This is a genomic window from Streptomyces sp. NPDC031365, assembly GCF_055569765.1.
In genome coordinates this window covers 227,823-234,224 of the sequence record NZ_JBVIIM010000005.1, presented here as the reverse complement: position 1 = coordinate 234,224, position 6,402 = coordinate 227,823, and the positions used below count along the sequence as shown (strand labels likewise).

7 protein-coding genes are annotated in these 6,402 nt (G+C 73.4%); 6 read left to right on the top strand and 1 reads right to left on the bottom strand.

All coding sequences use genetic code 11. The features are described from left to right. The coding region (locus ACZ5C2_RS11155) for a hypothetical protein (RefSeq protein ID WP_468788985.1) at nucleotides 1–444 on the top strand (444 nt) is incomplete at its 5' end. A gap of 291 nt (nucleotides 445–735) precedes the next feature. On the opposite strand, the gene ACZ5C2_RS11150 is transcribed toward ACZ5C2_RS11155, so the two are convergent. Then, nucleotides 736–1,941 (bottom strand): YncE family protein, encoded by a 1,206-nt coding sequence (locus ACZ5C2_RS11150; protein ID WP_468788983.1) that lies wholly within the window; start codon nucleotides 1,939–1,941, stop codon nucleotides 736–738. Nucleotides 1,942–2,027: 86 nt separating this feature from the next. Between ACZ5C2_RS11150 and ACZ5C2_RS11145 the strand changes: the two genes are divergently transcribed. The 5 genes from ACZ5C2_RS11145 to amiA all read left to right on the top strand — a co-directional run bounded on the left by ACZ5C2_RS11145 (nucleotide 2,028) and on the right by amiA (nucleotide 6,290). Further along, entirely contained in the window at nucleotides 2,028–3,005 is a 978-nt protein-coding gene (locus tag ACZ5C2_RS11145) for an ABC transporter substrate-binding protein (protein WP_468788981.1), read from the top strand. Between the two features lie 89 nt (nucleotides 3,006–3,094). Next, a complete protein-coding gene (locus ACZ5C2_RS11140) occupies nucleotides 3,095–4,273 on the top strand; it encodes a FecCD family ABC transporter permease (protein WP_468789144.1) in 1,179 nt (392 codons plus the stop codon). Beyond that, nucleotides 4,270–5,277 carry a FecCD family ABC transporter permease gene (locus ACZ5C2_RS11135; protein ID WP_468788979.1) on the top strand — a complete coding sequence of 336 codons (1,008 nt, stop codon included), beginning with the start codon at nucleotides 4,270–4,272 and terminating at the stop codon, nucleotides 5,275–5,277. The genes ACZ5C2_RS11140 and ACZ5C2_RS11135 overlap by 4 nt, the downstream gene beginning before the upstream one ends. 20 nt (nucleotides 5,278–5,297) lie before the next feature. Beyond that, nucleotides 5,298–6,119 (top strand): ABC transporter ATP-binding protein, encoded by an 822-nt coding sequence (locus ACZ5C2_RS11130; RefSeq protein WP_468788977.1) that lies wholly within the window; start codon nucleotides 5,298–5,300, stop codon nucleotides 6,117–6,119. Between the two features lie 57 nt (nucleotides 6,120–6,176). Further along, nucleotides 6,177–6,290, top strand: a complete 114-nt coding sequence (gene amiA / locus ACZ5C2_RS11125; protein ID WP_240661371.1) for a streptamidine family RiPP — start codon at nucleotides 6,177–6,179, stop codon at nucleotides 6,288–6,290. Nucleotides 6,291–6,402 lie beyond the last annotated feature (112 nt).

The following is a 6,402-nucleotide window of genomic DNA, read 5'->3' as shown; positions in this document are numbered from 1 at the left end:
GGGACACACCCCCCCCACGCACCAAAAACGCACCCGCTCGCCCCCCCCCCCCCCCCCCCCCCCCCCCCCCCCCCCCCCCCCCCACGGCCCACCGTCACCGTCTGCCGCGGCTGCTGCGGCACCCCCGAGGTCCCCGGCCTCGACCACACCGCGCAGCTCCGCGACCTGCGCCAGGCCCTCGACGGCACGGCGACCGTACGGGTCGCCGACTGCCTCGACGCCTGTGAGCGCGCCAACGTCGTCGTGGTCCAACCCTCCGGCGAAGGCCGCGGGAACGGCGGCCGCCCCGTCCGGCTCGGCTTGGTCAACGACCCCGGCGCCACCACCGACATCACCACGTGGATCAAGGACGGCGGCCCCGGCCTCACGGATCCGCCCGGCATCCTCGACCTCTCCTCCTTCCGCCCGTCCCGCCGCCTCCGGGGCCAACCCCCCGGCGCGTGATTCCCGCGCCCGCCGCGTCTGCTGTCGAACGATGGCGCGCCCGGCAGGAATGCGCTGCACGCCGTCGACCCGGGACGAGGAAGCCAACCGCCTCCGTCACCCTGCCGGAGAGCACCAGCGAGTTGTCGGGCGTCGTCGCCGGACGCCGACCCCGCCCCGTGGGACCGGACTCGGCAGTCGGTCACGATGAGGGAGGCGGCGTACGGACGCCGGTGTGGCGCGGTGCCGTACATCGCCCCTGTGGGCAGCGGTTGTTCCGGACGCCCGGGGCGTGCAGGCCCGCACACGCCGTCACCGCCCCACGGGATCACCGTCGGCACCGTCGTTCCGGACGCGCAGTGTCATGTGGCCACCGTGATGCAGCGGTGTGCTCAGCCGCAGACGGGCCGCCTCGTGGCCGGTCTCCGCGTCGACGATGTGCACCTCGCCGTGGCCGCCCCGGGTGACGGCGACCCAGTCGGAGCCCGGTGAGGCGGCCACCGCTCGCCGCTGGACACCCTCCCACGGGGTGCCGCCGCGACGCGGAGCACCGTCCATGGCCGGCAGGGGGGAGCGGTGGATGATGTGGTCGGCGCCGAGGAGGATCAGCTCGTCGCCGTCGGGATGGACCCGGGTGAAGGCGGTGTGGCACCGGGCGAGGGCCAGCCGGAAGACGAGTCCGGGACCGAGGTCCGTGAGCAGTGTGCCGCCCGTTCCCAGGTCGTGGTGCCATGCCTGGTTGGTCCACTCCGGCCATCGCAGCGGGTCCGGGTCACCGCCGCGTAGCGTGGTCCACAACGCCTGCCGCCGGGTGTCGAGCCGGAGGTACCAGCCCCGGGCGGCCGATCCCCACGGAATGACCGCCTCGGCGGCGAGTGCGTCGCCCTTCCTCCGGGCCCGGTGCACTCCCGCGCTCGTGGCCGCGAACACGTGCTCCGAGCCGGGTGTCTGCGCGTCCCCGTGTCCGTCGTCCGGCAGCGGCAGAACCGCGCGAGGTGTGACCGGAGGGCAGCCGGGCGGAGCCGCGAGGAGGTCCGCGAACCGGTGGGTGGCCAGCGCCCCGGGCTCCCGGTGCCGCAGTACGAGCAGCGGGTCGCCGTCGCCCAGCACCGTCACGCCCGGTTCGCCGACGCGCGTGCGTACCCGCGTTGCTTCTCCGGTGGCCAGGTCGACGACCGTCAGCAGGTCCGACCACGGTTCGCTGTTCCTGCCGAGGCCCGTGGTGACGGCCAGCCGGCGACCGGAGGGGTCACAGGCGAGGTGCTCGGCGGGCACGGAGACCGGGATCGTGCGTTCCACGAGTCGCTCGGCGAAGGGATCGAGCACCAGCAGTTCCCCGATGCGGTCGTCGACACAGGCCACCCGCCCTCCGGGCAGCGCCAGGAACCCGGCGTGCTCGGAGAGATGACGGCCTGTGAGGCGTCCCACCACGGCGCCGTCCGGCACGGTCACCAGGTGTACGGATCCGGCCACATGGTCGGAGACGAGCAGGACGGGCGTGGCGGTGGCAGCGGGCATGAGTCCTCCAGGAACCGGGTTGATGAAAATGATTATCATGTATCTTCAGTGTGTTCCCGGTACCTGAAACAGAAGCGAGGGCATCGATGCTGCGCCCACCGTCGAGTTCCGTCCGCAGGTGGATCGCCGCGGCGGCGATCGGTTCCGTCCTGGTCGGCTGCGGCTCGTCCTCCGAAGAACCCGCGAGTGACAAGGCCAAGCCCGCGGCGAAGACGGAGGTGACCGTCGAACCCATCAGGGCCTCGACGGAGTTGACCGACACCAACGGCGTCAAGGTCTCCTTGGAGAAGGAACCCGAGCGGATCGTCTGCCTGTTCGCCCTGTGCGACGACATCCTGACGGAACTGGGCATCGTGCCGACGGCCACCAACAGCACGCTGCTCGCCCACCCCGACTTCCTGGGGGAGAAGAAGTCCGAGGAGGTCGACGTCGTCCCCGGCGGATTCATCGCCCCGGAGGTGGAGGCGATCCTCTCCCACAAGCCCGACCTCGTCATCGGCCTCGGGGACACCCACGGCAAGCTCACCCCGGCGCTCAAGGGTGCCACCACGTTCTGGGCCATGCAGCCCGAGACGTGGCAGGACAGCGTGGGTTACCTGCGCGACGTCGCCGCGCTCACCGGCCGGACCGTCCAGGGCGAGAAGGCGGAGAAGACGTTCCGGACGAAGCTCGCCGAGGCCGAGAAGGCCCCGAGCGAGAAGACCGCGCTCGTCATCTACGGCAGTGACGAGAACTTCGGCGTCGCGACGCCGGAGGGCGACGTGGCCGCCAGCCTGTTCCCCAAGATCGCCGACTACCCGTGGAAGTCCCGTGGTGTGGAAGGCAGTTACAGCCTCGAGGAGATCCTCGCCCAGGACGTCGACGTGCTGTTCGTCGAGACGATGAGCTTCGGCGGCGCGGACGGCAAGCTCTCGGAGAAGCTCGCGGGGAACCCGCTCTGGGGCAAGATCCCGGCAGTGAAGAACGGCGACGTCCACGAGGTGAACTCAGAGGTGTGGGCCAAGGGGCGCGGCACCCGTTCGCTGGGCCTCGTCATCGACGAGGCCACGGCCGCGCTGCGGTGAGGAAGTCCCTCTCGGTGCCCGTCGCGGCCGATCGCGCCGCGGCGGGCGGACAGCGGCAGACGCCCGCCGCACAGAGGTGGCAACCACTCCTGGTCGTCGTACTCCTGACCGCCTCCGGCATCTGCGCGCTCAGCCTCGGCACCCCCTGCGTCCCCCCGCACCGGCTGGTCGCCGCGGTGACGGACGGGGACACCAGCCTCGCCGGGATCGTCGTGACCGAACTCCGCGTGCCCCGCCTACTGCTGGCCCTCGTCGCCGGAGCGTGTCTGGGGGCGGCCGGACTGGTGCTCCAGGAGGCGCTGCGCAATCCCCTGGCGGTGCCGGAGATGCTGGGCGTGTCGTCCGGGGCAGCGCTCGGGGTGGCCGCTCCGCTGGTGCTGACTCTCTCGCTGCCCGCCGCCCTCCACCCCCTGCTGGCCATCGGCGGCGCCGCGCTCGGCGGCGGGCTGACGCTGCTCGTCGCCGGGCTGGGCCGCAGTCCGTCCGCCGTGCTGCTGACCGGCGCCGCCGTGGCGGCCGCGCTGCAGGCCGCGCTGCTCGTCCTGATGGTCATGGCCGACCAGCTCGACCTCCAGCTGATCTACCGCTACCTGCTCGGCTCCCTCTCCGCCCGGACCTGGGACGACGTGACGGGCCTGTGGCCGTGGCTGCTCGTCGCGGTACCCGCTCTCGTGCTGTGCGCGCCGGTGCTGTCGGTGATGCGGCTGGGTGACGAGGACGCGGAGGCGCTGGGTGTGCGCGCTCAGCGCGCCCGACTGGCCGCGCTGGCCGTCGCCGTGGTGCTGATCGCCCCGGTGACGGCGGTGTGCGGGCCCGTCGCCTGGGTGGGGTTCCTCGCTCCGCACCTGAGCCGTTGGTTCGATCCCGCGGCGGGGGCGGTGCGCTGGCTCCCCTGGTCCGCGGCCTGGGGCGCCGTCGTCGTGATGGTCGCCGATGTCCCGGCCCGGCTGGCGCTGGCGCCCGTGGAGACGCCTGCCGGTGCATGGACGGCCCTGCTGGGGGTGTTGGTCGGTGTCGCGCTGATGCGGTCGGGCGGACGCCGCCGGACGGCCCGGCGCGGACCGGCCGCTTCAGCAGCGGCCCGCGAGCCGCTGCCCGGACCGCGGAGGACGGCTTCCGGCGCGGCGCACGAAGTGCCCCGCGCCGGGGCACCGAACCACGCTCGCAGGGGCGACCCCGGGCCGGGCGGTACTCCCTTGCGGGTTACCGGGCCCGGCGGTGCCCCCTCGCGGGCTCTCGGGACAACCGGTACGGAGGACGCAGGGTGACCCGGCGTGTCACGGCGCTCGCGGCACTGGCCGTCGTGTGCGCCGGTGTGGAACTGGTGGCCGGGCGCGGCATGTCCCCGGGTATGGCCTGGGACGTCCTCAACGGTGGCGGTGACGCGACGGAACGCCACATCCTGTTCCAACTGCGCCTGCCCAGGCTGCTGGTGGCTCTCTGCGCGGGCGCATGTCTGGCCGTGGCAGGGCTGGTCCTGCAGTCCGCCCTGCACAATCCCCTGGCCGGGCCGGAGGTGACGGGCGTGACCCCGGGGGCGGTGCTCGGTGCCGTCACCGCGACCGCCCTGGGACTCGCCGGGTGGGATTCGCCCCTGGCCGTGGTCCTCGCAGCGTGCGCGGGCGGGTGTGCCGGAGCGGCGCTGCTGTGGCTGCTCGCCGGCCGCGGGGGCGGTGATCCCGCGCAGACCGCCGTGCACGGGGTGCTGGTGTCGGCGGTGCTCGGCGGGCTCACCGCCATGGTGCTGCTCGTGGAGCCGGGCGAACTCGGCAGCGTGGTGCAGTGGCTGGTGGGCACCACGGAGGGCCGGGTGTGGGAGCACTGGCACCTGCTGTGGCCGTGGGCGCTCGTCTGGGGCGTCGCCGCCTGGCTCCTGACGGGGCCGTTGACCCTGCTGCGCTGCGGGGACGACGCCGCCCTCGCCGCCGGCCTCTCCGCCCGCCCGGCCCGGACCCTGGCCCTGCTGTGTGCGGTCGCGCTGACGGCGGGCGCGGTGGCCGCCGTCGGGGCGCTGGGTTTCGTCGGGTTGCTCGTCCCGCATCTGGCCGTGGCCGTGTTCGGCGCGGACCTGCGCAGGAGCCTTCCGGGTGCCGCCCTGACGGGCGCGGTGGTGGTGTGCGGGGCGGATGCGGCGGCGCAGTTGTCCTCGCGGCTGCTGGCCGCGGTGCTCGGCTCGGAACGGCTCACGCTGCCGGTCGGGGCGCTCACCGCCTGTCTCGGCGCCGCGCTGCTTCTGGTCGTCGTGCGCCGCACGCCGAGCCATACGTTCTGAAGTCGACTTAAGGACAGAGCATGACCGAGTCCGTGGGGATCCACGTTGAGGGGGTCCACTTCGGCTACCCCGGACGGCCCGTGCTGCGGGGCGTCGACATGACCGTCCGTCCGGGCGAACTGACCGCCCTCATCGGCCTGAACGGCTGCGGCAAGTCGACCCTGCTGCGGCTGGCCGCCGGGCTGCTGCGACCCGGTGAAGGGCGCGTGCTGCTCGGCGGGGACGACCTCGCGCGGCTCTCCAGACGCGCCACGGCACGGAGGGTGGCGCTGCTGCACCAGTCCGCTCCGGCCGTACCGGGCATGACAGTGCGTCACCTCGTCCGTCAGGGGCGGTACGCGGCGCGCGGCCCGCTGGGCATGCTGCGCGAGGGCGACGACCCCGTCGTGCACCGGGCGCTGCGCGACGTCGGGGTGGAGGAGTGGGCCGACCGTGACGTCGACGCGCTGTCCGGTGGTGAGCGGCAACGTGTCCGGCTCGCGATGGCGCTCGCCCAGGACACCCGCGTTCTCCTGCTCGACGAGCCGACCACCTACCTGGACCTGCACCACCAGCTCGACGTGCTGCGGACCGTGGTCCGCCTGCGCGAGGAACGCGGGCTCACGGTGGTGATGGTGCTGCACGACCTGGCCCACGCCGCCCGGTTCGCCGAACGCATCGTCGCCCTGCGCGACGGCCGGGTGGTGGCCGACGGAACGCCGAAGGAGGTCGTGACGCCGCGGTTGCTGGCGGACGTGCTGAAGGTGGCGGGCCGGGTCGGTCGGGACCCCGAGGGCGACTGGCCGGTGTGTTACCCGGATCACCCTCTCCCCGCTCTTGAATATGAAAATCAGATTCATTAGATTGTGGTCACGGTGCTCATCCGAACGCCGTATCTCCCCGCTGATGAAGGAGAGTTCATGGACAACGAGCAGGTCTTCGCGCCGATCGCGGACCCGGGTCAGCTGGCTCACGACTCGGCCTCCCACTCCAACGCACTCGTCGAGAACCCCTTCGACGACACCGAGGAGTAAGCAAGGGCCTCACCGCCCCGGACCGTGGGGGGGGGGGGGGGGGGGGGGGGGGGGGGGGGGGGGGGGGGGGGGAGGGGGGGGGGGGGGGGGGGGGGGTGGGGCGACAGAGGAG

Excerpts from the sequence above, each read along its gene's own strand:
- ACZ5C2_RS11150 (WP_468788983.1), bottom strand. The coding sequence starts at position 1,941 with ATGCCCGCTGCCACCGCCACGCCCGTCCTGCTCGTCTCCGACCATGTG.
- ACZ5C2_RS11130 (WP_468788977.1), top strand. The coding sequence starts at position 5,298 with ATGACCGAGTCCGTGGGGATCCACGTTGAGGGGGTCCACTTCGGCTAC.
- ACZ5C2_RS11145 (WP_468788981.1), top strand. The coding sequence starts at position 2,028 with ATGCTGCGCCCACCGTCGAGTTCCGTCCGCAGGTGGATCGCCGCGGCG.
- amiA (WP_240661371.1), top strand. The coding sequence starts at position 6,177 with ATGGACAACGAGCAGGTCTTCGCGCCGATCGCGGACCCGGGTCAGCTG.